General features: G+C 60.2%; 27 protein-coding genes, 1 tRNA gene and 2 pseudogenes. 9 read left to right on the forward strand and 21 right to left on the reverse strand.

Translation table 11 applies throughout. The features are described 5' to 3' along the window. From B5G34_RS17040 to rplM, 10 genes and pseudogenes are all read right to left on the reverse strand, one after another. Positions 1 to 1207 (reverse strand): SNF2-related protein (locus tag B5G34_RS17040; RefSeq protein WP_343286581.1); only part of this gene is annotated, 1207 nt, incomplete at its 3' end. A 34-nt stretch (positions 1208 to 1241) separates the two neighbouring features. Next, positions 1242 to 1451, reverse strand: a pseudogene (locus B5G34_RS19540) (DUF5720 family protein); the annotation flags it as partial. Further along, positions 1444 to 1806: a hypothetical protein gene (locus B5G34_RS17050; protein ID WP_002578791.1), complete on the reverse strand. Its 363-nt coding sequence runs from the start codon at positions 1804 to 1806 to the stop codon at positions 1444 to 1446. The pseudogene B5G34_RS19540 and the gene B5G34_RS17050, both read right to left, overlap by 8 nt. 48 nt (positions 1807 to 1854) lie before the next feature. After that, on the reverse strand, positions 1855 to 2748 hold the full coding sequence (locus B5G34_RS17055; protein WP_002576355.1) for a DUF6017 domain-containing protein: 894 nt from the start codon (positions 2746 to 2748) through the stop codon (positions 1855 to 1857). A gap of 69 nt (positions 2749 to 2817) precedes the next feature. Continuing rightward, positions 2818 to 3009, reverse strand: coding sequence for a hypothetical protein (locus B5G34_RS17060; protein WP_002576356.1), 192 nt, complete (start codon positions 3007 to 3009; stop codon positions 2818 to 2820). A gap of 27 nt (positions 3010 to 3036) precedes the next feature. Further along, positions 3037 to 3312: a DUF5720 family protein gene (locus B5G34_RS17065; RefSeq protein WP_002576357.1), complete on the reverse strand. Its 276-nt coding sequence runs from the start codon at positions 3310 to 3312 to the stop codon at positions 3037 to 3039. Positions 3313 to 3324: 12 nt separating this feature from the next. Beyond that, positions 3325 to 4251, reverse strand: a complete 927-nt coding sequence (locus B5G34_RS17070) for a ParB/RepB/Spo0J family partition protein (RefSeq protein ID WP_002576358.1) — start codon at positions 4249 to 4251, stop codon at positions 3325 to 3327. After that, positions 4208 to 5029, reverse strand: a complete 822-nt coding sequence (locus B5G34_RS17075) for a ParA family protein (RefSeq protein WP_002576359.1) — start codon at positions 5027 to 5029, stop codon at positions 4208 to 4210. The genes B5G34_RS17070 and B5G34_RS17075 overlap by 44 nt, the downstream gene beginning before the upstream one ends. A gap of 443 nt (positions 5030 to 5472) precedes the next feature. Beyond that, positions 5473 to 5877 carry a 30S ribosomal protein S9 gene (rpsI, locus tag B5G34_RS17080; RefSeq protein WP_087188633.1) on the reverse strand — a complete coding sequence of 135 codons (405 nt, stop codon included), beginning with the start codon at positions 5875 to 5877 and terminating at the stop codon, positions 5473 to 5475. Positions 5878 to 5894: 17 nt separating this feature from the next. Next, the gene (gene rplM / locus B5G34_RS17085) at positions 5895 to 6326 is read right to left on the reverse strand and encodes a 50S ribosomal protein L13 (RefSeq protein WP_087188632.1); all 432 of its coding nucleotides are present in this window, start codon (positions 6324 to 6326) and stop codon (positions 5895 to 5897) included. A 224-nt stretch (positions 6327 to 6550) separates the two neighbouring features. Between rplM and B5G34_RS17090 the strand changes: the two genes are divergently transcribed. After that, the gene (locus B5G34_RS17090) at positions 6551 to 7306 is read left to right on the forward strand and encodes an ATP-binding protein (RefSeq protein ID WP_087340315.1); all 756 of its coding nucleotides are present in this window, start codon (positions 6551 to 6553) and stop codon (positions 7304 to 7306) included. Positions 7307 to 7354: 48 nt separating this feature from the next. Here the strand turns inward: B5G34_RS17090 and miaA are convergent, their stop codons facing one another. From miaA to B5G34_RS17105, 3 genes and pseudogenes are all read right to left on the reverse strand, one after another. Then, entirely contained in the window at positions 7355 to 8239 is an 885-nt protein-coding gene (gene miaA, locus B5G34_RS17095) for a tRNA (adenosine(37)-N6)-dimethylallyltransferase MiaA (protein ID WP_242957111.1), read from the reverse strand. 33 nt (positions 8240 to 8272) lie between these two features. After that, positions 8273 to 8707, reverse strand: a pseudogene (locus B5G34_RS17100) (low molecular weight protein-tyrosine-phosphatase); the annotation flags it as partial. A 105-nt stretch (positions 8708 to 8812) separates the two neighbouring features. Beyond that, positions 8813 to 9082, reverse strand: a complete 270-nt coding sequence (locus B5G34_RS17105; protein WP_204245983.1) for a translation initiation factor 2 — start codon at positions 9080 to 9082, stop codon at positions 8813 to 8815. Positions 9083 to 9216: 134 nt separating this feature from the next. Here B5G34_RS17105 and sleB point away from each other — a divergent pair, with 134 nt between their 5' ends. Further along, on the forward strand, positions 9217 to 9876 hold the full coding sequence (gene sleB, locus B5G34_RS17110; protein ID WP_087340319.1) for a spore cortex-lytic enzyme: 660 nt from the start codon (positions 9217 to 9219) through the stop codon (positions 9874 to 9876). A 26-nt stretch (positions 9877 to 9902) separates the two neighbouring features. On the opposite strand, the gene thpR is transcribed toward sleB, so the two are convergent. The 3 genes from thpR to B5G34_RS17125 form a co-directional block, all read right to left on the reverse strand. Continuing rightward, positions 9903 to 10424, reverse strand: a complete 522-nt coding sequence (gene thpR / locus B5G34_RS17115; RefSeq protein ID WP_162609522.1) for an RNA 2',3'-cyclic phosphodiesterase — start codon at positions 10422 to 10424, stop codon at positions 9903 to 9905. 54 nt (positions 10425 to 10478) lie between these two features. Then, positions 10479 to 11021: a stage V sporulation T C-terminal domain-containing protein gene (locus B5G34_RS17120; RefSeq protein ID WP_087340325.1), complete on the reverse strand. Its 543-nt coding sequence runs from the start codon at positions 11019 to 11021 to the stop codon at positions 10479 to 10481. 154 nt (positions 11022 to 11175) lie between these two features. Next, on the reverse strand, positions 11176 to 12612 hold the full coding sequence (locus B5G34_RS17125; RefSeq protein WP_087340328.1) for a 4Fe-4S dicluster domain-containing protein: 1437 nt from the start codon (positions 12610 to 12612) through the stop codon (positions 11176 to 11178). A gap of 205 nt (positions 12613 to 12817) precedes the next feature. Between B5G34_RS17125 and selA the strand changes: the two genes are divergently transcribed. From selA to B5G34_RS17145, 4 genes are all read left to right on the forward strand, one after another. Then, the gene (gene selA, locus B5G34_RS17130; RefSeq protein WP_087340330.1) at positions 12818 to 14170 is read left to right on the forward strand and encodes an L-seryl-tRNA(Sec) selenium transferase; all 1353 of its coding nucleotides are present in this window, start codon (positions 12818 to 12820) and stop codon (positions 14168 to 14170) included. Then, positions 14167 to 15705 carry a selenocysteine-specific translation elongation factor gene (selB, locus tag B5G34_RS17135; RefSeq protein WP_087340332.1) on the forward strand — a complete coding sequence of 513 codons (1539 nt, stop codon included), beginning with the start codon at positions 14167 to 14169 and terminating at the stop codon, positions 15703 to 15705. Before selA ends, selB begins: the two co-directional genes overlap by 4 nt. Before the next feature lie 13 nt (positions 15706 to 15718). After that, positions 15719 to 15814 (forward strand) — tRNA-Sec (locus tag B5G34_RS17140). A gap of 39 nt (positions 15815 to 15853) precedes the next feature. After that, positions 15854 to 16129: a GNAT family N-acetyltransferase gene (locus tag B5G34_RS17145; protein ID WP_087340335.1), complete on the forward strand. Its 276-nt coding sequence runs from the start codon at positions 15854 to 15856 to the stop codon at positions 16127 to 16129. A gap of 71 nt (positions 16130 to 16200) precedes the next feature. On the opposite strand, the gene galU is transcribed toward B5G34_RS17145, so the two are convergent. Then, complete coding sequence (gene galU / locus B5G34_RS17150) at positions 16201 to 17073, reverse strand: UTP--glucose-1-phosphate uridylyltransferase GalU (RefSeq protein WP_087340338.1); 873 nt, start codon at positions 17071 to 17073, stop codon at positions 16201 to 16203. Between the two features lie 41 nt (positions 17074 to 17114). Next, complete coding sequence (locus B5G34_RS17155) at positions 17115 to 17642, reverse strand: QueT transporter family protein (protein ID WP_087340340.1); 528 nt, start codon at positions 17640 to 17642, stop codon at positions 17115 to 17117. 215 nt (positions 17643 to 17857) lie between these two features. Between B5G34_RS17155 and B5G34_RS17160 the strand changes: the two genes are divergently transcribed. From B5G34_RS17160 to B5G34_RS17170, 3 genes are all read left to right on the forward strand, one after another. After that, complete coding sequence (locus B5G34_RS17160; protein WP_087340342.1) at positions 17858 to 18379, forward strand: transcription repressor NadR; 522 nt, start codon at positions 17858 to 17860, stop codon at positions 18377 to 18379. 140 nt (positions 18380 to 18519) lie between these two features. Further along, positions 18520 to 20190, forward strand: a complete 1671-nt coding sequence (locus tag B5G34_RS17165; RefSeq protein ID WP_087340343.1) for a Na+/H+ antiporter NhaC family protein — start codon at positions 18520 to 18522, stop codon at positions 20188 to 20190. Between the two features lie 308 nt (positions 20191 to 20498). After that, positions 20499 to 22163 carry a Na+/H+ antiporter NhaC family protein gene (locus B5G34_RS17170; RefSeq protein ID WP_087340345.1) on the forward strand — a complete coding sequence of 555 codons (1665 nt, stop codon included), beginning with the start codon at positions 20499 to 20501 and terminating at the stop codon, positions 22161 to 22163. Positions 22164 to 22210: 47 nt separating this feature from the next. On the opposite strand, the gene B5G34_RS17175 is transcribed toward B5G34_RS17170, so the two are convergent. From B5G34_RS17175 to B5G34_RS17185, 3 genes are all read right to left on the reverse strand, one after another. Beyond that, complete coding sequence (locus B5G34_RS17175) at positions 22211 to 23347, reverse strand: DHHW family protein (protein ID WP_087340347.1); 1137 nt, start codon at positions 23345 to 23347, stop codon at positions 22211 to 22213. Positions 23348 to 23362: 15 nt separating this feature from the next. Next, positions 23363 to 24763, reverse strand: coding sequence for an MBOAT family O-acyltransferase (locus B5G34_RS17180; protein ID WP_087340348.1), 1401 nt, complete (start codon positions 24761 to 24763; stop codon positions 23363 to 23365). A gap of 123 nt (positions 24764 to 24886) precedes the next feature. Then, the coding region (locus B5G34_RS17185) for a DUF4358 domain-containing protein (RefSeq protein ID WP_087340350.1) at positions 24887 to 25294 on the reverse strand (408 nt) is incomplete at its 5' end.

A 25294-nucleotide genomic window follows, 5' to 3' on the forward strand; every position in this document is an offset into this window, starting at 1 on the left:
GAACCTGCACCATCTCTTTTTGGTGTTCAGTAGGCTGGGCCACGATGTTGTGGTATTCCACCTCCGGGGTGGGCAAGTTCAGCTGATCGGCGGTTTTGATGTCGGCAACTTCACGGAACAAGTTCATCAGCTCCGGGAGGTTGAAAAACTTGCTGAATCTCGTTCTTGCCCGGTAGCCGGTGCCTTCCGGTGCCAGCTCCAGCGCCGTGACGGTTTCTCCGAAGCGGCTGGCCCAGCAGTCGAAGTGGGTCATGTTCAGCTCTTGCAGGCGGTCATACTGGAGATACCGCTGCATGGTGTAAAGTTCGGTCATGCTGTTCGATACGGGGGTGCCAGTGGCGAAAATCACACCACGGTTTCCGGTCAGTTCATCCATATAGCGACACTTTGCAAACATATCGCTGGACTTTTGGGCATCGCTTGTGGAGAGACCTGCCACATTCCGCATCTTGGTGTATAAAAACAGGTTTTTATAGTTATGCGCCTCATCGACGAACAGGCGGTCCACACCCAACTGCTCGAATGTTACCACATCGTCCTTGCGGCTCTCGGCCTGCAATTTCTCCAGCCGGGCTTCCAGGGACTTCTTGGTGCGTTCCAACTGCTTGACCGTGAAACGCTCACCGCCGCTGTACTTCACCTCGGCAATGCCCTCGGTGATCTCGTCGATCTGCTCCTGAAGGAGCCGTTCCTGACGCTCTCGGCTGATGGGGATTTTCTCAAACTGGCTGTGTCCCATGATGATGGCGTCATAATCGCCGGTGGCAATGCGGGCGCAGAACTTCTTGCGGTTGTGGGTCTCAAAGTCCTTTTTGGTGGTGACAAGAATGTTGGCGGAAGGATAGAGCCGCAGAAACTCCGACGCCCATTGTTCGGTCAGATGGTTCGGCACCACAAAGAGGGATTTCTGACACAAGCCCAGGCGCTTACTCTCCATGGCGGCAGCCACCATTTCAAAGGTTTTGCCAGCGCCTACCTCGTGTGCCAGCAGCGTATTGCCGCCGTACAGCACATGAGCGATAGGGCAGATTGTTCTTATCGCCCGGATAGACAGCCACAGTCTCGGCTTGGAAGGCCGGGGTTTCGGCAGCCGGTTCGGGGCGTTCCTGCTCAAAACCGTCCAACTGACGGGCATACATCCCGCGCAGCAAAGGCGCAACCTCGCTCCACTGGAAGAACAGCATGGCCAGACGCTTTTCATCTGCATCCAGCACTTCCAGCTCGATACCTTCCGGCATCGTGCGGTATCCGGCCTCCGTCAGAAACAGGCGGGTCCGTTCGCCTTTCCAGCCCACCGGCGAATCGTGGGTCAGCACATCGAAGATAATCATGTGCCGGGTGTCCTCGGCAAACCGCTCCAAATCCATGTACTCATGGCCGTGGTAGTTCTGCGCCCCGGCCTTGAGCCGCATTTCCTCCATCAGCTGGCCCACGGTCTTACGCTCAGGCATGGCGCGCACCTCCTTTCCCGCGTCCCTGGCCTTTCACAGTCAGGATACCGTCCAGGGTGGTAGCGGTGATCCGCAGGCGCTCAGCGGTGGCGATGTCATTCTTCACGGTCTCGTCGATGCCGTGGCCGCAGACCACCAGCACATGGGACCGGCGCAGATAGTCTCGCACCATATCCAGCCCGTCCTTGTGTTCCTGGGGAATCTCGTCCTTGAGGAAGGTGGACAAGAACAGAACCGGGCAGATGGGCGAATACCCGGCGTCGTACACCTGGCGGCAGTAGGTGGCAGCGTTCTCGGCGTTCTCATACTGGTTGTTGCTCCAGGGAGCCGTAATGTAGGCAAGAGGTCGTTTCATGACAAAATCCTTTCTCCCGGTATTGCCGGGCAACAGAAAAGCGGCTGTTTACCAGCCGCCTGTGTTCATATCGTGATTGACTTGTACGGTGTAGTGATTGCTGATCGTGGTGGGCGCGTTGAACAGCACTGCAAGCAAATACTGTTTCATATTGCGGACCTCCGTGGTGTTTTTCTGCATACCGTCCATGACAAATCGGATATGCTCGCTATCCAGCTTCAAGAACCGGGAGCGCACGACTTCATGGGGAAAGTCGCTGCCAGCGATCCGAGTGGTTTTACGTTTGGCACAAACGGTCTCCACCATCAGCTCCACAATCTCGTCCAGGTCCTCACGGTAGGTCGAAAACTCTCTGCACAGATAGTCATACTCGATGTTCTCCAGAATCAATTCCCGATAATTTTCTATCTCTGAGACAGACATCGCATCCCTTCCTTTCCGTTCCGGCAGCTGTGCTGCCGCTGTTTCCCGGAAGGGAATGGAATCGGTACTTGCTCCATGAGTATTTTGTTTTTGAGTATTTGGTTTCTCTATATTTAATTCTGCGGGCTTTTCCGTATCCGGTTTATCCAGATACGGGTTTTCCGTATCTGGTGAAGCCGTATCTGGTACAGCCGTATCCGGCCTTGGCGTTTCTGGCTGCCTGGGCTGGGGTTTCTCATAAATCACATACTCGGTGTCGCTGATCCGGCCTTGTTGGTCCCGCAGCTGGTTCCGCACGATGTAACCGGCGGTTTCCAACTCCCGCAGCGCACTGCCGATGGCATCAACGCCCTCCTTGCAGATTTTCGCAAGTCCACGGGTAGTATAGTTCCAGTCATCAGGCAGGGATAACATCATGGAAAGAAGCCCCTTTGCCTTGAGGGATAGTTCGTGGTTCCGCAGGTGATGATTGCTCATCACGGTATAATCTTTGGTCCGTTCAATGCGAAAAACGGCCATTGACTTCACTCCTTTCTAATTTTAGGGCATGAAAAAAGCCACAATCCTTCGTGAAAAAGACTGTGGCTTTCAGCTGTTTTTGTTGTTCTGCCAGGGCCGGTAAGGACGCTTGTACTTCGGCGGATGACTGAACATCGGCTCATGCTCCGAAAACGGGAGGGTCTGCAAAACCCGGTCAATGTCGGTGGATTCCATATCATACTGGGACTGGCAACTTTCCCGGATGGCATCTTTGATGCTCTGGACAGTACACATATTCATTCCTTTCCTTTCGTAGTGATAATGAGTTTACGGGTGGCGGCGGCGCTTGTCCGGTTTGAAGTCGAGCACATGGCCCTCGATCACACGGGCATACCGCTTGATTTTGATTTCCCGACGCTTCTGGCTTACGAGGGCGGCCTGATACCCGTCCTCCGTAAGAAACAGCCGCATATCATCGCCGGGGCAGCCGTAGGAACAAGGGCGCTGAACGGAAAACTCGATCATCCAGCGGGTGCTGTCCTGAAAACGCTCTACGGCCAAGATATTGTGTCCTTTCAGCTCACGGGCTGAAATATCCCTCATAGGCGGCTCCTTTCATCGTTCCTGGTCTCTCTGGCGCTTCTTCTGCCACGCCTCCAGCAGTTTGATAATGGTTTCCTGCATCCGCTGGGGCGTATAGCTTTTGGGGAAATACTTCCGCAGGGTGTCGGAGGTGAAAGTCACTTTGTCGAGATCACTTTTCTTTTCCTCACCCATGATGACGCGCATCATATCGAGGGTCAGATGTCCCTCCTGGCTGTATTTCTTGAGTCGCTGAGCCTGGGAGAGAGAGGGGGTAGCCTGTTCGCTGTCCATCGCGTCCAGCAAATCCCGCTGTTCTTCTTTTTTGAGAAAGGACAGCTCATAAGCCGGATTGAGGGCGATTTTCTTTTCATCGACCATATCCAGCAGTTCGGGAATCAGCTCCGTCAGGCGGATATAGCGCTGCACCTGGTTCCTACTCGAACCAGCCTGCTGCGCCAACAATTCATCTGCACGCAACTTCGTCCCAAGTTGGGACGAAGTTAAGTCCCCCCGTGCGCCTTGGTGTTTCATAGCCTCCAGCTTCATCTTGTAAGCAAAGGCCCTTTCGCTGGGGAGCAGGCTTTCACGTTGTAAGTTGCTGTCCACCATGATGATAGTGGCAGCATCATCGTCCAGGTCTCGGACAATGACAGGCATGGTTTCTTTCTCGGCCAGCTCACTGGCCCGGTGCCGCCTGTGACCGGCAACCAGCTCATAGCCGCCCTCCGGGTCCGGGCGGGCGATCGCCGGAACCAGAACACCATACTGCCGAACGCTGTCGGCGGTCTCCATCATGGCCTCGTCATCCTTGACTTTGAAGGGATGCCCCTTAAATGGGTGCAGCTCAGACAGCGGAATTTCCTGTATCTTCTCCAGCTTGGCATCCTGGCGGCTTTCCTCGGTGGAAAACAAATCATCGTATGGAGCCAGCTCTACTTTTTTCGCGCTGCTTTTCAAGTTTTATCACCTCCTTGGTCAGATTCTTATAGCCCTCGGCCACCTTGCCATTAGGGTCATGGGCAAAAATGCTTTTGCCCTCGGCGCTGATCTCCTTTGCCCGGACAGAATGGGGAATCTCGGTGCCGAACACCTTGATTTTGCTGCCATAGGTCTCCCGCAGCAGGGCGGCAATCTCCTTGGCGAAGTTGGTGCGGTTGTCCACCATCGTCAGCAATATGCCGTCGATCTGGAGCTTGGGGTTGATCTGCCGCTTCACCTTGTTTACGGTCTGGAGCAGCTGTTCCAGGCCCTTGGCGGGCAGGTACTCCGCCTGAACGGGGATTATGACCCTGTTGGCGGCGGCCAGGGCGTTGACCGTGAGCATACCCAGGGATGGCTGGCAGTCAATCAGGATATGGGAATACTGTCCCTTGAGCGTGTCCAGATACTGCCGCAGGATGGTCTCTCGGCTCATGGCGTTCACCAGGGAGACCTCCATGCCGGAGAGCTGGATGTCTGCGGGCATCAGGTCAACGCCCTCCGGGTGGTGCAGGATACCCTCGCCGGGGCGCAGCGGCTCGTCCATCAGGATACGGCCCATCGCGTCGGACAGGGTAAAGGGCAGCTTGTCCGGCTGGGGGTGGCCCAGGCTGATGGTCAGGCTGCCTTGCGGGTCCCCGTCGATCAGCAGCACTTTCTTTCCGGCCTGCGCCAGCCCAATCCCCAGGTTCGCGCAGGTGGTTGTCTTGCCAACGCCGCCTTTCTGGTTGGCGATGGCGATGATTTGCGTGTTCAATGACTTCACCTCATTTCTGAATTGTTCTATGGCTTCTGGAAATAGAAAAAGCCGCCACTTCAAAAATTGAAAGTGACGGCCTTTTCTTATCCCGGAATGAAATTCCCCGGAAACGCAAAAAGCGCCCAGTAGAAAATACTGAGCGCTTGGCGATTAGATTTATTCTCTTTTGTTCAAATTAGGTCAAATTCAGACAAACCGTTTTCACGAAAAAGGTCTCTTGGAGATGTATAAATAAACATCCCCTTGGCATCCCAAAATCGCGTCTCGGTTGTCCTATTTTTTAACCCATAAGCCCTCTTTTTGGGGTGGTTGTCCACCATTTAACCCATAGAAAACGGGTTAAAAGAGGCTTCGTTCTGTCAAATTGCGTCAAACCATTTGAAAAGGAAAAACCCCGGAAACCGCGTAGTTCCGGGGTTTTTGACCACTTTTGATAAAGTTTAGCGCTTGCTGAACTGCGGAGCGCGACGGGCAGCCTTGAGGCCGTACTTCTTACGCTCCTTCATACGAGGATCGCGGGTCAGGAAACCGGCGGCCTTCAGGGCAGCGCGGTACTCGGGGTTGACCTGCAGCAGGGCACGGGCGATGCCGTGACGGATGGCGCCGGCCTGGCCGGTCACGCCGCCGCCGGTAACGGTGGTCTCGATGTCCACCTTGCCCAGGGTGTCGGTGGTGGCCAGAGGCTGACGCACGATCAGCTTCAGAGTCTCCAGGCCGAAGTAGTCGTCGATATCACGGCCGTTGATGGTGATGGCACCAGTGCCGTTGGGGAACAGATGCACGCGGGCCACGGAGGACTTCCGGCGGCCGGTGCCATACAGATAAGGCTTCTTGCTCTTATACATTCCTTTGTACCTCCTGCTTAGTTGGCCGCCCAGGCTTCGGGCTTCTGGGCGTTGTGGGGATGCTCGGCGCCGCGGTAGATGTGCAGGCGGGACAGAGAATCCTTGGTGATGATGTTGCGGGGCATCATGCCGCGGATGGCCACACGCATGGCCAGCTCGGGCTTCTGCTGCATCAGCAGGCGGTAGGGGGTCTCCTTCAGGCCGCCCACCCAGCCGGAGTGGGTGCGGTAGTACTTCTGCTCCAGCTTCTTACCGGTCAGAACGGCCTTCTCGGCGTTGACGACCACGACGAAGTCGCCGCAGTCAGCGTGAGGAGTATACTCGGGCTTATGCTTGCCGCGCAGCAGGTTGGCCGCGGTGGCGGCAGTCTTGCCCAGGGGCTTACCAGCCGCATCGAGGATATACCACTTGCGGACGATGTTCCCCTTGTTGGCCATAAAAGTGGACATGGTGAAACCTCCAATTTTGATGATATCTTAAAAAATATGTCTAAACAGAATACAGGCCCCAATCTTTACGATTGGAGCGTTTTGTATTATAATACCGTAGTTATCTGGTGTCAACCCATTTTCCGATTTTTTTAAACGGAAAATGTATATGCTCTTGAAATTGCGCTTAATCTCTCGTTTTCTCTTGAATGCTCTATTTCGATTTTCAATTTTTTGAGGTGCCTATGAACAAGATTCTCAGCTATGTCCGCCGCTGCGTGGAGGACTACGACATGATCCAGGCCGGAGACCGGGTGGCGGTAGGGGTGTCCGGCGGCAAGGACTCCCTGGTGCTGCTCACCGCCCTGGCCCGCCTGCGGGAGTTCTATCCCAAGCCCTTCACCGTGGAGGCCTACACCCTGGACATGGGCCATGTGGACGGGGGAGAGGGGATGGACTTTGCCCCGGTGGCGGCCTATTGTGAGGAGATCGGCGTGCCCTTTACCCTGCTGCCCTCCGAGATCCACCACATCATTTTCGACCTGCGCAAGGAGAAGAACCCCTGCTCCATGTGTGCCAAGATGCGCCGTGGGGCCCTCCATAACGCCATCAAGGAGCATGGCATCAGCAAGATCGCCCTGGGTCACCACTTTGATGATGCGGTGGAGACCTTCTTCCTGTCCCTGTTCTATGAGGGGCGGCTGTCCTGCTTCCAGCCGGTGACCTGGCTGGACCGGATGGGCATCAGCCAGATCCGCCCCATGCTCTACTGCGGGGAGGGGCTCATCCGCAACGCCGCGGAGCGCAACCACCTGCCGGTGGTGTTCAATCCCTGCCCCGCCGACGGCAACACCAAGCGCCAGGAGGTCAAGGAGCTTATCAAGACCCTGGACAAGCAGTATCCCGGCCTGAAGAGCCGGGTGTTCGGGGCCATGCAGGGCCTGCCCCTGCCCGCCTGGGGACCGGTGGAGCACCGCCGGGTGCCCCTGCCGGAGGGATAAAGTCCAATAAAGAGCCGCTGCGGAGGTTTCCGCAGCGGCTCTTCTGTTTTATGGCTGGTTTAAAAATGCTTCCACCGCCTGGGTGGCCTGGGTGAGGAAATCCCCCTCCATGTCCAGCCACAGCACGTCCCGGTCCCGGTTAAACCACTGGACCTGCCGCTTGGCAAAGCGCTTGATGGCCCGGCCCAGCTCGTCCTTCAGTCCGTCCAGGGTGGGGATCTCCCCCTTCAGATAGCGGAGGATGTAGCGGTACTCCAGTCCAAGACCCTCCAGGAACTCGTCGGTGGCTCCGGCTGTCCGGAGATTTGCTACTTCTTCGATCATGCCAGCATTGATCCGGGCCTGGAGACGGTCGTCAATGCGTTTGCATACGGTCTCCCGGGGGAAATTCACCCCCAGCAGCAGACAGCGGTACCGGGGCTGGGCCTGGGGGGCCTCCCAACCGTCAGCCAGGGCCTTTTCCACCGAACGCACCAGCCGCTGGTGGTTGTTTTCCTCGCCGTTAGCCAGGGTGACCCCCGTCTTTTCCCGCAGAATTGCGTACAGCTCAGAGGCGGTCTTGCTTTCCAGCTCTGCCCGCAGGGCGGGATCGGGGGTGGCGTCGGTGAAGGTGAAGCCCTCAGTCACCGCCCGGACGTACAGTCCGGAGCCACCCACCAGGAAGGGTACCTTCCCCCGGGCGATGATGCCGTCGATGGCGGCGTAGGCTCCCGCCTGGAAGTCGGCCACCGAGTAGGGCTGGTTGGGGGTCACCACGTCCAGCATGTGGTGGGGCACGCCGTCCATTTCCTCCTCGGTCACCTTGCCGGTGCCCAGGTCCAGGCCGGTGTATACCTGCCGGGAGTCGGCGGACACGATCTCGCCGTCAAAGCGCTTGGCCAGCTCTACCCCCAGGCCGCTTTTGCCGCAGGCGGTGGTGCCCAGCACCACCACCAGCTTGGGCAGCTTCTCCTCTGTCAGAGCGGCCAGCAGGGCGGAGCAGCCGGCGTTTACATCCTGCCAGGTGGACCCAAAGTCGCCGGTGTACCAGGGGTCGGAGATGTCCCGATCCTCCCCGGCATAGGACAACAGGGCCTTGACCTTGCCCTCCGGATCGCCGCCGAAGAGCCGGCGCATGTTGCGCAGGTTGGCACTGTCCATGCCCAGGAACAGGTCCCACCGGTCGTAGTCCGCTGCCGTCAGCTGGCGGGCGGCATGTCCGGCGCAGCCGATGCCGTGCCGGGCCAGCTCCCGCCGGGCGGGGGGATAGACCGGGTTGCCGATCTCCTCGGCGCTGGTGGCGGCGGAGGCGATGGTGAACTGATCCTCCAGCCCCGCCTTCTTCACCAGGTCCTTCATCACAAACTCAGCCATGGGGCTGCGGCAAATATTTCCATGACACACAAAAAGCAGCTTTTTCATTCCATCCTCCCGGAGGCGGCACAGTGGGGGTGTGCCGTACTATGGAGGCTATTCTACCACACTTTTGAGCGAAAAAAAAGCAGGCGCGTTTTCGCGCCTGCCGGGTCACAGCATCAGGGCGGCCACCCAGCACAGGGTGGCGGCAAGCGCGCCCCCGGCGGCATAGGCCGGGGCGGGGATTTTGCGGCACACCTGCCGCCAGCCAGAGGACCGGCGGAGATAACCCTCCGCTGCCCGGGTGGCCTCCCTGAGCACCGCCTCGGCGGAGGCACCCTTTCCGAAGGCGTCCTCCTTCACGATAAAAATTGCCTGCTCAAAGAACCGGGGGTCGGGAGACTTGACCACAATGACCTGCCGGGATACGCCCTGTACCACCTGCCCACATCCTTTCCTGTTTTGTTCCAGTATTGCCAGAAACAGCAGGGTCTATGCCCCTCAGGAAGGGATTGGCGCACATAACCGGCGGCCTGCCCTCGTACACTACCTTCAGTCAGATTGGAGGGGTAGCTATGAACAGACGCAGGCTCATCGCGGCGCTGGCCCTGGTGTTTGCCGTCAACATTTCCCTCATTACCTTTGCCCAGCAGGCCCAGGCGGCCACCTACCGGCAGGGCTCCAGCGGGGAGCAGGTGCGCATCATCCAGACTAAGCTGAAAAACTGGGGCTACTATGACGGTACGGTGGACGGTGTGTTCGGCAGCCAGACCACCCAGGCGGTGAAATATTTCCAGCGGAAGAACGGCCTGACCCCCGACGGTATTGTGGGCCCCGCCACCCTGCGGGCCCTGGGTATGTGGGAGGAGAGTAGCTCCGGCCAGAACACCGAGGTGGAGCTGCTGGCCCGGGTGATCTCAGCGGAGGCCAGAGGGGAGCCCTACAGCGGTCAGGTGGCGGTAGGGGCGGTGATCCTCAACCGGGTGGAGCATCCCTCCTTCCCCAACACCATCGCCGGGGTGGTGTACCAGCCGGGGGCCTTTACCTGCATGGTGGACGGACAGTTCAATGAGCCGGTGGCCGAATCTGCACGGCGGGCAGCACGGGACGCCCTCAACGGGGCGGACCCCAGCTGCGGGGCCATCTACTATTTCAATCCCAACACCGCCACCAGCAGCTGGATCTGGAGCAGGCCCCTGATCCTCCAGATCGGCAACCATCGGTTTTGCGCATGAGAGAGGGACGGGCCTGTGGTCCGCCCCTACATAAGAGACTGGTGACAGAGGGGCAGATAGCGCAGTACCCCGTCCACCCGCTCGGAGGAGAAAAGGGTAAGCTGATGGATCAGGGCCTCCTGGGGCGGAAGGTCCACCCTCCCCAGCAGCTCAGAGGGGCCTTTGACCCGCCGGGCCAGGGTGATATGGGGCCGGTAGGGCCGCTCCTCCAGGGGGAAGCCTGCGGCTCTCAGACGGGTCTCCAGGGAGTGCTGGAGGTCAATCAGAGCGGAGGAGGGCTCCACGCCCAGCCACCAGATATCCCCGCCCTTTTTGGAGAAACAGCCGGGGGCGGCGGAGCGGAGGGGGAAGGGCGTGCCCTTCACCTGGCGGAGGGCACGCTTCGCCGCCTCCGCTCGCTCGGTCTCCCCCAGAAAGACCAGAGTCAGGTGATAATTTTCAGGCCGGGTAAAGGTGCCCTTTACCCCGGCCTTTTTCAGTGCCGCGGCCTGGTTTGCCAGGGCCTGCCGCCAGTGGGCGGGCAGCTGGAGCCCGAAAAACAGACGCACAAAAACCGCCTCCTTTGCCCTGAGTATAGCAAAGGAGGCGGCGGGGGACAAGGGTCAGGACTCCATGTGGCGGCCCAGGAAGCCGGCAATGGTCTGGGCCAGCTTGTACTGGGTCTCGCTGCCCTGCAGATTGCCCTCGGTGCCGGCAAAGAGGACGCAGCCCAGCACGTCCCCCTCGGACAGAATGGGGGCGGCGCAGGATACCAGATAGGTGTCGCTGCCCTCACAGACGGGGACGGGGGCGGAGCCCTCCTTGTGCTGATAGATCTGACGGCCCTCCATGATCTGCTCCAGGGCGGCGGAGATCTGCTTGTCGGTCAGCTCCCGCCGGCCGGCGCCCGCCACGGCGATGCAGCTGTCCCGGTCGGTGATGACGGCGATCTCGCCGGTGGTCTTGTTCAGGGTCTCGCACATCTGGCCGGCAAAGTCCCCCAGGCCACCCATCAGAGAGTATTTTTTAAAAATAACGCCGCCGTCCTTGTCAGTGTAGATCTCCAGGGGGTCGCCCTCCCGGATCCGCATGGTCCGGCGGATCTCCTTGGGGATCACGATGCGCCCCAGATCGTCGATCCGGCGCACGATACCAGTCGCTTTCATGTCGCTTCTCCTCCTGCGGTTGTAGTTACGCCTTCTAGTATCCGCAGGTTTCTTTTGCCTATGCAGGCGGGGCCATGGTTTCATTTGGAAAGAGACGCAAAAAAGCCCCGGCGGACCCACCTGCAGGTCAGGTCCGCCGGAGCGTGTTTATAACTTATTTGTCGGCAGAGTCGTCCTTCTCCGCGTCGGAGATGGCGCTCTCGATGGTGCGGCCCTCCGCCTGCTTGGCGTGGCGGTCCACGTCGCCCTGGTTCTTGGGGGAGCGGATGAGCTGGGCGGGGCCCTGGACGCAGCCGCCCTCACAGGCCATGCCCTCGATGAAGTTGAAGTCGCCGATGCCCTTGGCGGCCTTCAGGAAGGCCAGCTTGCAGGCCTCAAAGCCGCTGCAGGGCAGGGGCTTGGCCTGGAAGGAGCTGCCCCGCTCCTTCAGAGCCTGGGCTACGGCGGCGGAGACGCCGCCGCTGTGGGCGAAGGAACGGCCGAAGCCGCTGGCCTGATCCAGGTCGGTGTACTCCAGGGTGGACACGTCGATGCCCTTGGAGTCAAAAATGGCGTACAGCTCCTCGAAGGTGAGGGCGCTGTCCACCGCCCGCATGGTCTTGCCCAGCTTGACCTCCTTCTTCTTGGCCACGCAGGGCCCGATGAAGATGACCTTGGCGGAGGGGTCCTTCCGTTTGATATACCGGCCAGCCATGATCATGGGAGAGGGGGTCTCGGAGATCAGGTGGGCCTGGTCGGGGAAGTTTTTCTCCACATATTCCACGAAAGCGGGGCAGCAGGAGGAGGCCAGCATGCCCTTCTCCTCCAGCTCGCCCGCCTCGGTCTTGGCGGTCATGTCGGCGCCCAGGGCTACCTCGATCACGTCGTGGAAGCCCAGCATCTTCAGGCCGGTGACCACCTGCCCCAGGTCGGCGGGGGCAAACTGGCCGGCGATGGAGGGGGCCACGGCGGCGTAGACGTGGAAGCCCCACTTCTCGGCGCCCTGGAGCATCTGGATGGCGTCCACGATAAAGGACTTGTCCATAATGGCGCCGAAGGGGCACTGGTAGACGCAGGCGCCGCAGGAGGTACACTTGGCGGGATCGATGAAGGCCTTCTTGTCCTCGCCCATGGAGATGGCGCCCGCCTTGCAGCCCCGCTCACAGGGACGGGTCTTCTTTTCAATGGCGCCGTAGGGGCAGGCGTTGATGCACTTGCCGCAGGTGATACACTTCTTATGGTCGATCTGGGCCCGGTGGTCCACGATGGAAATGGCGTCCTTGGGACAGGTATGGATGCAGCGGGTGGCGATACAGCCCCGGCAGGAGGGGCCCACGGTGATCTCGGTGACGGGGCACTCGTCACAGGCGATGTCCAGCACCTCCACCAGATTGGGGTTGGTCTTGTCACCGCCCATGGCCACCTTCACACGCTGGGAGATGATGGCCCGCTCCTTATAAATACAACAGCGCATCTTGGCCTCGGGCCCGGGGATCAGCTCCTCCGGAATATCCAGGATACCGGTTTGCAGATTGTCCTCCCAGGCAAGCCGGGCCACGGAACGCAGCACCTCGTGCTTCAGCTCCTGTACGCTGGTTTCAAATACACGCATTTGTAACACTCCTTCCAGTTCTATGCTTCCCTCTTTCATTCCTTCTAACAGCATGATAACCGCAGGGTAAGTGGGCTGTCAATTAGAATGTTTCCTTGTCTTGGGAGTATTTTTGCCCCCTTTTCTGAAAACCAAAAAGTTTATGTGCCTGAGAGAGGGAAACTGTGGTATACTGCAAGCAAATGTCTTGTTTGGAGGTGACGTCATGGCGGATTCCACCCTGTCCGCGCTGCCCCGGATGGACGCCCTGCTGGCCAGTCCCCCTCTGGCGGAGAGCGGCCTGCCCCACGCCCTGCAAAAGGCGGGGGCCAACCGGGTGCTGGATGGACTGCGCGCTGCCCTGCGAGGGGGGAAGCAGGCGGAGATCCCTACCCTGGCCGCCCTGGCGGAGCAGGCCCGGCAGGCGGCGGAGGAGCTGGCCCGTCCCGGCCTGAGACGGGTGGTCAACGCCACCGGCGTGGTCCTCCATACCAATCTGGGCCGGGCCCCTCTGAGCCGCCGGGCGGCGGAGGCGGTGGCCCAGGCGGCAGCGGGCTACTCCAACCTGGAGTATGACCTGGCCGCCGGGAAGCGGGGCAGCCGCACCGCCCGGGCGGAGGAACTGCTGAAGGAGCTTACCGGGGCAGAGGGAGCCTTTGCCGTCAACAACAACGCCGCGGCGGTCTCTCTCATGCTCAGCGCCCTCACCCCCGGCATGGGGGTGGCCATCTCCCGGGGGGAACTGGTGGAGATCGGCGGCTCCTTCCGGGTGCCCGATGTGATGGCCCGCAGCGGAGCCCGGCTGGTGGAGGTGGGGGCCACCAACAAGACCCGCCTGTCCGACTACGAGAGGGTTTTGGAGAGCGGACAGGCCCAGGCCCTGCTGAAGGTCCACCCCAGCAACTTCAAGGTGGTGGGCTTTACCCAGGAGGTGGGAGTGGAGGAGCTGGCCGCCCTGGCCGCCCGGTACGGCGTGCCCCTGTTGTGCGACCTGGGCAGCGGAGCCCTTGGTCCCGGCCCCTGGCCCCAGGACTACCCCACGGTCAGAAAATGGGCGGAAAAGGCGGATGTGGTGTGCTTCTCCGGGGACAAGCTGCTGGGCGGTCCCCAGGCGGGCATCCTGGTGGGTAAGGGGGAGGTCATCCAGCGGCTCAAGACCGACCCACTGGCCCGTGCTCTGCGGCTGGACAAGCTGTCCCTGGCGGCCCTGGAGGCCACCCTGATGGACTGGCGGGACGGGGTGGCTGTCCCTGTCCGGACTATGCTGGAAATCGGTCCGGCGGAGCTGCGGCAAAGAGCGAAGAGCCTGGCCGCCCTGCTGGCCCCTCTCTGCCCCTGTGAGGCGGTGGAGACCGCCGGCGAGGCGGGAGGCGGCACCCTGCCGGGGGAGGAGCTGCCCTCCTGGGCGGTGGCTCTGGATTCGGCGGAAGAACTGGAGACTTTCTTCCGGGGCTGGTCCATCCCCATTCTGGGCCGCATCCACAGGGGGAAACTGCTGCTGGATGTGCGTACCCTGTTGCCGGGAGAGGGCGAGCTGATCCGGGAAGCCCTGGCGGCTTGGAAAGGAGAACGGCCATGATCCTGGGCACCGCAGGCCATGTGGACCACGGCAAGACCGCCCTGGTGAAGGCCCTCACCGGAGTGGATACCGACCGGCTGGCTGAGGAGCGCCGCCGTGGCCTCACCATCGAACTGGGCTTTGCCCCCCTGACCCTGCCAGGGGGACAGCGGGTCAGTGTGGTGGATGTGCCTGGCCATGAGAAATTCGTGCCCACCATGCTCTCCGGCTGCGCGGGCATGGACCTGGTGCTGCTGGCGGTGGCCGCCGACCAGGGCCCTATGCCCCAGACCAGGGAGCACCTGGCCATCCTGTCCCTGCTGGGCCTGAAGGGGGGCGTCATTGCCCTCACCCGGGCTGACCTGGGCTTCAAGCCGGGGGTGAAGGAACAGATCAGGGCGTTGGTAAAGGGCACCTTTTTGGAGAATGCCTCCATGATCCCCACCTCGGTGGTGACGGGAATGGGACTGGACGCACTAAAGTACGCTTTGGCAAAGCTGGTGGAAGAGATGTCCCCTCCTGAGAAGGGTGGGGATTATCGCCTCCACGTGGACCGGGTCTTTTCGGTGGCGGGCAGCGGCACTGTGGTCACCGGAACCCTCACCGGCGGTCCCCTCCGCCGGGGGGACACGGTACAGATCTGGCCGGGGGACCGGACCGCCCGGGTGCGGGCCCTCCAGTGCCACGGCGCAGCAGAGGAAGAACTGCTCCCCGGCAGCCGGGCAGCAGTGAATCTGGCGGGTGTGGGCCGGGCGGAGGTGTCCAGAGGGGACACGCTGGCTCCGGCGGGCAGCCTGATCCTGGCCCAGCGGCTGGATGTGGAGCTGCTGGTGCTGGCCCAGTCCCCCTATGCCGTCAAAAACAATTCCGTCCTCCACCTCCACCACGGGGGCCGGGCCATCCTGTGCCGGTGTATCCTGCTGGGCCGGGACAAGTTGGAGCCGGGGGAGACGGGCTTTGCCCAGCTGCGGCTGGATACCCCACTGGCGGTGCGAGGGGGAGACCGGTTCGTGGTGCGCTTCTTCTCCCCGGTGGTCACCGTGGGAGGGGGCAGGGCGCTGGACCCGGAGCCCCAGGCCAGAGGCCGGTACGACCAAACCCGGCTGGCCCGGCTGACCCATCTGGCCGCCGGGAAGGAGTCCCCCCGCCGGGAAGAGCGCCCCAAGGAGCCTACGCCTGCGCCGTCCCTGCCGGGGGCGGACCCCGCGCTGGAGCGGGCGCTGTGTGCGCTTTACCGTCAGGCGGGGCTGGAGCCTCCCACCAACGAGGAAGTGGAAAAAGCCTTTCCCGGCAAGGAGGCGGCCTGCCGCCGGGCGGGCCGGGCCCTGGCGGACCGGGGAGTGCTCACCCCTCTGTCCCCCAAGGTGCGGGCCTGGGGGGAGAGCTGTGAAGGGGCCAAGGCTCAGATGAAGGCCCGGTTCGGCACCGGTGTCTTTACCCTGGCCCAGGCCAGGGACGCGCTGGGTGTGTCCCGAAAGTATGCCCTGCTGCTGCTGGAGTACTGGGACCGGATTCGGGTGACTCAAAAAATCGGGGAGGGGCGGAGATTTCTGTAACTCCCCGCCATATGGGGGCGGAAGGGTATCTGGTGAGCCCCGCGGTCTTCAAAACCGTTGGGGACGGCGTTCCCGTCCTGGTGTGTTCGATTCGCACCCGCCCTCGCCATGGTTTTTAACCAAATCAATCACGACAGGAGGCTTCCTTATGGAATTTCAGAGCAAGCCCGGCCGGCTGTGGGCCGAGAATGAGGATGGAAAGCTGATTGCCGAGATCACTTTCCCGGAGGAGCGGCCCGGTGTGGCCAACATCGACCACACCTTTGTGGACGGCTCCCTCCGGGGGCAGGGCGTGGCCGGTCAGCTGGTACAGGGGGCTGTGGATCAGATTCGCGGCCGGGGCATGAAGGCTGTGGCTACCTGCTCCTATGCCGTCAAATGGTTTGAAGGCCACCCGGACCAGCGGGATCTGCTGGCGGAGTGACAGAAAAGAGACGCTGCGGTGCAGCGTCTCTTTTTTGTGCATATGGGACGGGACCGCGGTATATCCACACCTTACCGCAGGGTCTCCGCCTTTTCTTTGATAAAATGCCGCAGCCAGGAGGCGGTGGCCTTGTTCTCCAGAGCGAAGTCGATGGTGGCCTCCAGGAAGCCGCACAGGTTGCCGGTGTCGTACCGGCGGCCCTCAAAGTTCACCGCCACCATCCGGCTCATGCGGCACAGCTCCCGCAGACCGTCGGTGAGCTGGATCTCCCCGCCGTAGCCCGGCTTCAGGTTCTCCAGAATGTCAAAAATCTGGGGGGTGAGCACATACCGGCCCAGGATGGCGTAGTTGGAGAACATGGCCTGGGGAGTGGGCTTCTCGTTCATGTCGGACACGTCGAAGATCCGGTCCTCCAGGGGAGAGATTTTAACGGAGGAGTAGCGGGAGATGGCCTCGGTGGACACCTTCTGCACGCCTACGGCGGAGGCGCCGTACTTCTCGGCACCCTCAATGAGCTGGAGGGTCACCGGCTTTTCCGCCCGCATGATGTCGTCGCCCAGCAGGACGGCAAAGGGCTCGTCCCCCACGAAGCGCTTGGCCCGGTAGATGGCGTGACCCAGACCCTTGGTCTCCTTCTGGCGCACATAGAAGATATTGGCCAGATCGGCGGCCCGGCGGACCTCCACCAGCTCCCGCTCCTTACCGGCCTGGAGCAGACGGGTCTCCAGCTCGGGGTAATAGTCGAAGTAGTCGTCCATAGCGGATTTGGCCCGGTTGGTGACGATGAGGATATCTTCGATGCCGGAGGCCACAGCCTCCTCGATGATATACTGGATCACCGGCTTGTCCACCATGGGAAGCATCTCCTTGGGGACGGTTTTGGTAGCGGGGAGCATCCTGGTCCCCAGACCAGCGGCGGGGATGACGGCCTTGCGGACTTTCATGGGGAACCCTCCTTGTTTATGATAAAACTGGGGGCGGCGCCTCAGCGATGGGCCAGGCGGCGCTCCGGGATCATGGTACGCAGATAACGGACCTTGGGCAGAGCCATCAGCAGAACGGTGCCCAAAACGTAGCAGGCCAGAGCCTCACCCACCACAAAGGTCCACATGTTGAAGGTATAGGCGGCCCAGAAAGCGCCGTTGACGGCGCCCGCCTCCGCCCAGGCCCACATGGGGGGCAGCAGCAGGGCGTTCATGATGATGGGAGGCAGGGCGGCCAGATACCAGCGGGGCATCTTGGCGGTGAGCCAGGCAGCGATGGCGGTGGCCAGGGTGCCTACCACCATGTCGATGGGGCCATAGGGGGAGAGAATGTTGGTCAGCAGGCAGCCCAGGGCCAGGCCCGGCGCGGTGGCCGGGAACAGGAAGGGCAGCACAGTGAGGGCCTCTCCCAGACGGACCTGAACCGGTCCGAAGGTGAGCTGAAAAATGTTGCCGAAGTAGCACAGGACAAAGTAGACGGCCGCCACCATGGCGGCCAGGGTGAGATCACGGGTGGTAAATTTACGCATGTTGAATTTGGAACCTCCATTTTCGTATTTAGAGAACGGCGGTGAGTCCCGCCGAACGAACGCGGCAGCGCCGCGCTTGGACCGGGTGTGGAAACCAGTCGGATACATTTTAGCACATTCCCCATGGCAAGGCAAGGGAGGGCGGCGGCCCGGCGGCGATTTACAGGGACGAAAGAACCTGTTATACTGAGAAAAACGGAAGGAGGCCGCAGAATATGGAGACATCAGCCGCGCAGGCCCGCCGGCAGGCGGTGCGCAGGACCCTGGAGCAGGCGGGCGGGCCGGTGAGCGCCACCGTCCTGGCCAAGCAGTTCTCGGTCAGCCGGCAGATCATTGTGGGAGACGTGGCCCTGCTGCGGGCGGCGGGGGAGGAGATCCTGGCAACCCCCAGAGGATATGTGCTGGGCCGCCGGCCTGCCGGTGTGGAGCGGCGGGTGGCCTGCATCCACCGGCCGGAGGAGATGGAGGCGGAGCTCAATGCCATCGTGGACGCCGGGGGAGAGGCAGCCGACGTGATCGTGGAGCATCCGGTTTACGGGCAGCTTACAGGCATATTGGGGGTGCGCTCCCGATATGATGTACAGGAGTTCCTCCGCCGGGTGCGGGCGGACAGCGCCCGGCCGCTGTCCGATCTGACCGGAGGTATTCATCTCCATACCATCCGCTGTGCCGATGAGCAAACCTTTGAAAGAGTTCAAAAAGCTTTGAAAATCGAAGGATTTTTGCTTGATATGTAAATTCAAAGTATTTATGTGTCGATGCGTCTGTTAAATTTGCCGAAAAAGTATTGCCAAATTGTGAATGATGGTGTATTATTAAGTACGAATCCTAGGGTTGGGGAGGCTTTTGGGATTCAAAATTATAAGGGAGGGTTATTATGAACTCACCACGAATGCAACGGTTCGGAAGAATTCTGCTGGTCGTCTTTGCCTTGGCCTGTGTCCTGATGACGGTCGCCTGCGCAGAAGGCGAAGAGGTCCAGAGCAAATTCTTCGGTACCCCCTGGTCCCTGTTGCCGCCTGTTGTCGCAATTGTTCTGGCACTGATCACGAAGGAAGTCTACTCGTCCCTGTTCATCGGCATCGTGGTAGGTTTCCTGCTGCAGGCCAACTTCGATGTGGTGCTTACCATTGACCATCTGGTCAACGGATTTATTGGCAACATCGGCGGTAACGCAGGTATCCTCATCTTCCTGGTCATTCTGGGTACCATGGTGGCCCTGATGATCCGGGCCGGCGGCTCCAAGGCCTACGGCGACTGGGCTGTAGCCCACATCAAGACCAAATCCGGCGCTCTGTGGTCCACCTTCATCCTGGCCATCGTGCTGGGCGTGGACGACTACTTCAACAACCTGACCACCGGTAACGTGATGCGTCCCGTCGCCGATGGCCACCACATCTCCCGGGCCAAGCTGTCCTATATGTGCGACGCCACCGCCGCCCCCGTGTGTATCATGATGCCCGTCTCCTCCTGGGCCGCGGCTGTCACCGGCGTTATCAACAACGAGGAGCTGGGCTTCCAGATCTTCCTGCGGGCCATCCCCTACAACTACTATGCCATCCTTACCATGGTGTTTATCATCATGATGACCGCCCTGAATATCGACTACGGTCCCATGAAGAAGCATGAGGACAACGCCGCCAAGGGCGACCTGTATACCACCCCCGAGCGGCCCTATGCCGACGCTGCCGAGATGAAGTTCAACCCCAACGGCAAGGTTATCGACCTGGTGATCCCCGTGCTCATCCTCATCGTCTGCTGCGTGGGCGGCTTGCTTTATGCCGGCTGGCTGGGCGGCGGCGAGGGTATCTTGGATATGTTCGCCAACACCGATGCCTTCTTCGGCCTGCCCTTTGGCGCCACCATCGCTCTGGTCATCAATATGATCTACTTTGCTGTCCGCCGCTCCATGAAGTTTACCGAGTTGATGGACTGCCTGCCTGAAGGTTTCAAGCAGATGGTGCCTGCCATCCTGATCCTCTGCATGGCCTGGACCATCAGCGGCGTCACCCGGGATGGCCTGGGCGCCCCTGAGTTCGTGGCCGCGTTTGTGGAGCAGCTCGGCCCCGGCCTGCATAACTTCCTGCCTGCCGTGGTCTTCCTCATTGCCTGCTTCCTGGGCTTCGCCACCGGCACCTCCTGGGGTACCTTCGGCATCCTGCTGCCCATCGTGCTGGAGATCTTCACCCCCGGCGGCTTCGACAACCTGACCGCCGAAACCCTGAACGAAGTGCCCATCCTGATGGTGGGCATCGGCGCCACTCTGGGCGGCGCGGTTATGGGCGACCACTGCTCTCCCATCTCCGACACCACCATTATGGCATCCACCGGTGCGCAGTGCTACCACCTCAACCATGTGGCTACCCAGATGCCTTACGCGGTTACCGTGGCCGCCATCGGCTTCGTCAACTACATTATCACCGGCCTGATTATCGATTATGTGCCTCAGGTCGTCTGCCTGCTCATTGCCGTGGCCTCCACTGTGGGCTTTATGCTGGTGGTAGGCAAGCTCAACCACTCCATGAATGTCCACTCTCAGCGCGACTGATAAGTGGTAAACGCTTGGTATCTGGCTGAGCAATAAGGTAAAAAGGCCGCCGCTCTTCGGAGCGGCGGCCTTTTTATGCCCAAAGTGGTTAGGCATGACAAAAGCCCAGAAAAAATCAAATTATTGAAGAAAATAACAGAACAAATCGGACATTTTGCCAAAAAATTAACAATTTTTCTGTGCGACCTTACGAAAATATGCAAAATGGCAAAAAAATGTTGTCAAGATAACGATAATTTTGTATGATACCTCTCGAGTCCTTGGGTTGGGGAGCTTTAGGATTCACCGATCTTATTAGGAGGGCTGATATGAATTCACCGCGTATCAAACGGTCTGGCAAGATTCTGCTGACCCTGTTTACCCTGATTTGCATCCTGGCAACGGCGGCTTTCGCCGAAGGCGATTCCACCGCTCAAATCGCGGCTTGGGGCACCATCGCATCTCTGCTGCCTCCCGTGGTAGCCATCATCCTGGCACTCATCACCAAGGAAGTGTATTCTTCTCTGTTCCTGGGCATCATCGTGGGCTGCCTGCTGTTCACCAACGGCAATCCCATTGACGCCCTTCAGGACTTCGTGTCCCGCCTGTGCAGCAACGCCGGCGGCAACATGGGCATCCTGATGTTCCTGGTCATTCTGGGCACCATGGTGGCCCTGATGATCCGGGCCGGCGGCTCCAAGGCCTATGGCGACTGGGCCGTGTCCCACATCAAGACCAAGTCCGGCGCTCTGTGGTCCACCTTCATCCTGGCCATCGTGCTGGGCGTGGACGACTACTTCAACAACCTGACCACCGGTAACGTGATGCGTCCCGTCACCGACGGCCACCACATCTCCCGGGCCAAGCTGTCCTATATGTGCGACGCCACTGCCGCTCCCGTGTGTATCATGATGCCCGTGTCCTCCTGGGCCGCGGCCGTCACCGGTATCATTGGCAACGACGAACTGGGCTTTCAGATTTTCCTGAAGGCCATTCCCTATAACTATTATGCCATTCTGACCCTGGTGTTTATCGTGGTTATGATCAGCCTGAACATCGACTACGGTCCCATGAAGAAGCACGAGGACAACGCCGCCAAGGGCGACCTGTACACCACCCCCGAGCGTCCTTTCGCCGGTGTGGAGGAAATGAAGTTCAATCCCAACGGAAAGGTCATCGACCTGGTGATCCCCGTGATCGTGCTGGTAGCCTGCTGCGTGGGCGCCATGATCTATGTGGGCTATCAGAGCGGCGGCACCGACCTTATCAGCGCTTTCGCCAACACCGATGCTTTCTCTGCTCTGCCTCTGGGTTCTCTGATTGCCCTGATCTTCACTATGATTTTCTTTATGGTGCGCCGCTCCATGAAGTTCACCGAACTGATGGACTGCCTGCCTGATGGCTTCAAGCAGATGGTGCCCGCCATCCTGATCCTCTGCCTGGCCTGGACCATCGGCGACGTGACCAAGGCCCTGGGCGCTCCCGACTTCGTGGCTGACATCGTCTCCGGCTTCGGCGACAGCCTGCACAACTTCCTGCCCGCCGTGGTGTTCATTATCGCCGCGTTCCTGGGCTTTGCCACCGGCACCTCCTGGGGTACCTTTACCATCCTGCTGCCCATCGTCATCCCGGTGTTCTCCGGCGGCGTGGCGGCTGCCGATCTAACTGCCGACCTGATCAACGGCAACGAGATGCTGATGATTGCCATTGCTGCCACTCTGGGCGGCGCGGTTATGGGCGACCACTGCTCTCCCATCTCCGATACCACCATCATGGCCTCCTCCGGTGCTCAGTGCTACCACCTGAATCACGTGGCCACCCAGCTGCCCTATGCGGTCACCGTGGCGGTGGTCTGCTTCGCCAACTACATTCTGGCGGCCCTCCTCCAGAATATGGTGCTCAACCTGGCCATTGCCGTAGTTTCCATGATTGTGGTCCTGCTCATTATCGGCAAGGTCAACCACTCCATGAACATCCACTCTCAGCGCGACTGATAAATTATAAAAAGTCCGGCCCTTTCAAAGGGCCGGACTTTTTTCGGTTATCGGGTGATCCAGAACAGGTTGGAGTCGGTAACGAAGTTGGGCACGCTGTAGAGGACCAGAGCCTGATCGATGCCGTTCTGCTGGATGTAGTCAGACAGAGACAGCTTGTAGTACCGCAGGTCGATGAGGTGGATCTCAGAGAAGTGGGGGGTCAGGAAGGGCACCAGAGAGTCGGCGTAGGAGTCCCGGAGGATGAGCAGCTTGGGCTTGTCGGCGTTGGGGGTCTTGACCACACCCAGGGACTGGTTGCCGCCCAGGAACATGGAGTACTTGTCCTTGACGGAGAGGAAGGAGGTGTCGTACAGGGAGCGGGGAACCTCCACCGGGTTGCCGGCGCTGTCATAGGTGTAGCTGGTGACGGTGATGCCTGTGTCTGGGACGTAGGTGGTGATGGTATCGGGGCTCACCCAGCGCACGCCGGAGGAGGAGAACACGGTGCCGTAGAACTCGGTGGAGCGAACGGTCTCGGTATAGGTGTCCAGAGGTACCGGGGTGTAGCCCAGGGCTTCGGCCAGGGCGGTGTATCCGTAGTAAGCGCCCAGGCTGGTCCAGTGGTGGTCGGTGCGGTAGAAGATGTCCTCATCCTTGTGCTCCCACAGGCTGCTGTACAGGTCGGCCCAGGTGGCGCCGGGAACAGTGGCCTTGGCCTGGTCCAGCAGGTCGGTCTGGCTGGCGTTGGGGGCGCCGGCGGGCAGCCGGTCGGCCCAGATGCAGGCCTGAGTGGGGATCAGGGAGAAGGTCACCGGGATATCCACATTTTCCACAAAAGTGTTCACATAATTCAGGTTCTCACTTACCTTGGCGGCGTCGGGCTGATCGAACCGGGTGATGAGGGTGTCCTCATCGCAGAAGTAGACGTTGTTGTTCTCCTGCTTGCCCAGCACCCGCTCCGTGGAGGACTTGAGGCCGATCCAGGCGTCCCGGCCCACGAACTGGTCGGTGGTGTAGGTCTCGAAGTTCTTCATAAACTCGCCGCTCAGGAGAGACTTGGCCGAGAGGGCGGGCATCTGCTCCAGGTTGCGGTTCTCCATCTCGGAGAACTCACGGTCGGGAGCGGCGGCGTTGGCCACCAGGAACAGACCGATGAAGGCGCAGAACAGAGTGGTGATAAAGATGCAGTACTTTTTCGACATGGTCAGAACCTCCAATCAGAAGCGGAAATAGAGGAAGGGGTTGTAGGTGGCATCCACCAGATAGGCGGTGGAGAAGAGCAGCCCGGCCAGCAGCACCACCGGCAGAACGATCTTGACGGCCTTCACCGGCAGCTTGGCCCACAGTTTGGCGGCCAGGGGGGTGGAGGCGACGCAGCCGATGATGAGCATAGGGAGAAAAGAGGTGAAATAATACCCGACGCTATCGCTGTACAGCCCACCCTGAGCGCTGCCAAACATGGCAGCCAGATAGGAACCCAGGTGACCGAAGTCCTCCACGGCGAAGATGGCCCAGCTCACCAGCACCAGGAACAGGGTGTAGATGTGCTGCACAGCGGCGGGAAGTTTCTCCAGCACCCTGCCCAGGAAGGCCTTCTCCAGAATGATCAGGACGGCGAAGTAGAGGCCCCAAACCAGGAAGTTCCAACTGGCGCCGTGCCAGATGCCGGTGGCGGCCCACACCACGAAGAGGTTGAAGAACATCCGGGGCTTGCTGACACGGTTGCCCCCCATGGGGATATACAGGTACTCCCGGAACCAGGAGCCCAGGGAGATGTGCCAGCGGCGCCAGAACTCGGTGACCGATTTGGAGATATAGGGGTAGTTGAAGTTGCGCAGAAACTCGAAGCCCAGCATCCGGCCCAGGCCCACGGCCATGTCGGAGTAGCCGGAGAAGTCGAAGTACAGCTGGAGGGAGAAGGCCGCCACACCCAGCCACGCCCCGGCGGTGGTGAGCTGGTCGGCGGGCAGGGCCAGGTACACGTCCCACAGCTTGCCGATGTTGTTGGCCAGCAGCACCTTCTTGGCCAGACCCACCGTGAATACCTGCACGCCGGAGGCAAACTGCTCCGGGGAGTGGGTGCGGTAGGTCATCTGGTCGGCCAGCTCCTTGTACTTGATGATGGGGCCGGCAATGAGCTGGGGGAAGAGGGTGACAAAGGTGCCGAAATTGACGATGTTCTTCTGCACCTGGGCGTCCCCCCGGTACACGTCCACCGGGTAGGTCATGGTCTGGAAGGTGTAGAAGGAAATGCCGATGGGCAGGGTCAGGTTGAGCACCGGCATGCCGATGCCAACGTACTGGAGGGTCCTGGCCACCAGATCCCAGTACTTGAAGAAGAACAGGATGGCCAGATTGAGCACCAGTGCTACCGCGACGGCGATCCTGGCGCCCTTGTCATTGTCCTGTTCCTTGCACCGGGCCACCACCAGACCCATGAAGTAATCCAGCACGATGGTGAAGAGCATGAGCACGATATACTTGGGCTCGCCCCAACCGTAGAAAATCAGGTTGACCACCAGCAGCCACAGGTTGCGCCATTTCAGCGGGGTAATATAGTAGACTAATAATACGATGGGTAGATATAGAAACAAAAAATACAAACTGGAAAAGACCAACTGCTCACCTTCTCTTTACAGATCTCAGGAAAGGCGCCCGGCAGGCTTGCCCTGCCGGGCGCTGACATGATTATACTGGGTAAGGCACCGGAGTGCAACTTCTATTCTACCCAAAAATTTTAATTATTTTGTATAGCTGTTGAAGATGGTCACGGCGTCGGCGGCATACTCGCTGATGGCGAAGAGCACATAGTTGCCGTTGGTGACCAGCTTGTAGTTCTTGACCAGCTCGTACTGCTCGGGCAGGTACTGGGACCACTGGGCGTCCAGGTCGGCCTGCCGCTTGGCGATGCCTGCCTTCACGGTGTCCATCTTGCCGTCCTTCACCTTGGCAATGAAGAACTCGGTGGAGTGGACGCCCATCAGGGGCATCATGCACACGTACTCCTCCAGGTCGGAGGCGCTGATGCCGTACATGGCGGAGAGGGTGGCGTCGTCCATGGCGGTGAGGTTGGGCAGGCTCAGCTTGGAGATGTCGTTCCACACGGACTGGACGGCGCTGGTCTGGGGCTTGCTCTCGGGGGTGGGGGT

Origin of the sequence: Flavonifractor sp. An82 (genome assembly GCF_002159265.1) — a bacterium.
Taxonomy (GTDB): domain Bacteria; phylum Bacillota; class Clostridia; order Oscillospirales; family Oscillospiraceae; genus Flavonifractor.

Excerpts from the sequence above, each read along its gene's own strand:
- B5G34_RS17050 (WP_002578791.1), bottom strand. The coding sequence starts at position 1,806 with ATGAAACGACCTCTTGCCTACATTACGGCTCCCTGGAGCAACAACCAG.
- B5G34_RS17055 (WP_002576355.1), bottom strand. The coding sequence starts at position 2,748 with ATGGCCGTTTTTCGCATTGAACGGACCAAAGATTATACCGTGATGAGC.
- B5G34_RS17060 (WP_002576356.1), bottom strand. The coding sequence starts at position 3,009 with ATGAATATGTGTACTGTCCAGAGCATCAAAGATGCCATCCGGGAAAGT.
- B5G34_RS17065 (WP_002576357.1), bottom strand. The coding sequence starts at position 3,312 with ATGAGGGATATTTCAGCCCGTGAGCTGAAAGGACACAATATCTTGGCC.
- rpsI (WP_087188633.1), bottom strand. The coding sequence starts at position 5,877 with ATGTATAAGAGCAAGAAGCCTTATCTGTATGGCACCGGCCGCCGGAAG.
- rplM (WP_087188632.1), bottom strand. The coding sequence starts at position 6,326 with ATGTCCACTTTTATGGCCAACAAGGGGAACATCGTCCGCAAGTGGTAT.
- B5G34_RS17090 (WP_087340315.1), top strand. The coding sequence starts at position 6,551 with ATGAACAAGATTCTCAGCTATGTCCGCCGCTGCGTGGAGGACTACGAC.
- sleB (WP_087340319.1), top strand. The coding sequence starts at position 9,217 with ATGAACAGACGCAGGCTCATCGCGGCGCTGGCCCTGGTGTTTGCCGTC.
- B5G34_RS17120 (WP_087340325.1), bottom strand. The coding sequence starts at position 11,021 with ATGAAAGCGACTGGTATCGTGCGCCGGATCGACGATCTGGGGCGCATC.
- B5G34_RS17125 (WP_087340328.1), bottom strand. The coding sequence starts at position 12,612 with ATGCGTGTATTTGAAACCAGCGTACAGGAGCTGAAGCACGAGGTGCTG.
- selA (WP_087340330.1), top strand. The coding sequence starts at position 12,818 with ATGGCGGATTCCACCCTGTCCGCGCTGCCCCGGATGGACGCCCTGCTG.
- selB (WP_087340332.1), top strand. The coding sequence starts at position 14,167 with ATGATCCTGGGCACCGCAGGCCATGTGGACCACGGCAAGACCGCCCTG.
- B5G34_RS17145 (WP_087340335.1), top strand. The coding sequence starts at position 15,854 with ATGGAATTTCAGAGCAAGCCCGGCCGGCTGTGGGCCGAGAATGAGGAT.
- galU (WP_087340338.1), bottom strand. The coding sequence starts at position 17,073 with ATGAAAGTCCGCAAGGCCGTCATCCCCGCCGCTGGTCTGGGGACCAGG.
- B5G34_RS17155 (WP_087340340.1), bottom strand. The coding sequence starts at position 17,642 with ATGCGTAAATTTACCACCCGTGATCTCACCCTGGCCGCCATGGTGGCG.
- B5G34_RS17160 (WP_087340342.1), top strand. The coding sequence starts at position 17,858 with ATGGAGACATCAGCCGCGCAGGCCCGCCGGCAGGCGGTGCGCAGGACC.
- B5G34_RS17165 (WP_087340343.1), top strand. The coding sequence starts at position 18,520 with ATGAACTCACCACGAATGCAACGGTTCGGAAGAATTCTGCTGGTCGTC.
- B5G34_RS17170 (WP_087340345.1), top strand. The coding sequence starts at position 20,499 with ATGAATTCACCGCGTATCAAACGGTCTGGCAAGATTCTGCTGACCCTG.
- B5G34_RS17175 (WP_087340347.1), bottom strand. The coding sequence starts at position 23,347 with ATGTCGAAAAAGTACTGCATCTTTATCACCACTCTGTTCTGCGCCTTC.